This is a genomic window from Haloarcula amylolytica JCM 13557, assembly GCF_000336615.1.
GTDB classification, from domain to species: domain Archaea; phylum Halobacteriota; class Halobacteria; order Halobacteriales; family Haloarculaceae; genus Haloarcula; species Haloarcula amylolytica.
Window position 1 is genome coordinate 1 of record NZ_AOLW01000052.1, and the last position, 751, is coordinate 751.

1 protein-coding gene is annotated in these 751 nt (G+C 62.6%); it reads right to left on the reverse strand.

The genetic code is table 11. From position 1 onward, the window contains the following. On the reverse strand, positions 1–548 hold a 548-nt coding region (locus C442_RS19275; RefSeq protein WP_008313398.1), incomplete at its 3' end, for a hypothetical protein. Between the last annotated feature and the right edge of the window lie 203 nt (positions 549–751).

Below are 751 nucleotides of genomic sequence, written 5' to 3' on the forward strand. Positions count from 1 at the left end.
GTGTCACGGTCGTCAGCCTGCAAGAATCGCTCCTGTGAGCGGGCCAGCGCTGCCGACGCGAGGTTCGGCATCCGAACGCCCATGCAGATACGCGCGGCCTCGACGAGCGAGTCGCCAGAAATCACCTCACTGTCAACGACTGGTGTATCCGTCGACGGAAGCACCTGGCGGGCAGTCGCTCGAATCTCCGCTGGAAGGCTCTCGATCTCGACTGGCTCGGGACAGAGCTGGCCGTCGACGCCGTACCGGATTCGCTTTTTCGAGATGAGCGGGTAGCGGTACGTGATAGCCCCGACTAGCGAGTCCTGAAAGTACAGCCCGTGGTGAGCGAGGTTGACCGACGGCAGCGAACCCATATAGGAGTGATGCGCCTCGTAGACGGCGGCTGCGGTCTCTCTGTCGATTGGTTGGACGGCGACATGATCGGCAAATCGAATCCCGAGAGGTGCCGTGAACGGGTCACCGTCGACGTGGATCGGACAGGAACACTCCCCTGTGTCTGCTGGCGGGCGATGCTGAAACGACTTCGACGCTGAGTGTGTGGACATCCTCGCACCCGCCAGAGGAACAGAAAACCGCCGTCTCAGTCGAGGCCGGGGAGTCGTTCAGCAATGATGATGCCGCCCCTCGGCCCCTCCAAGTACAGTGCTGTGTGTCCACGAAAGTGAACCGCCTCGGGGTCAAGCCCCGAGGCTTCCCGTGGGTTAGTCGGACACTCCCATCCGACCATCGGCCTGATAGCCTCGGGCGG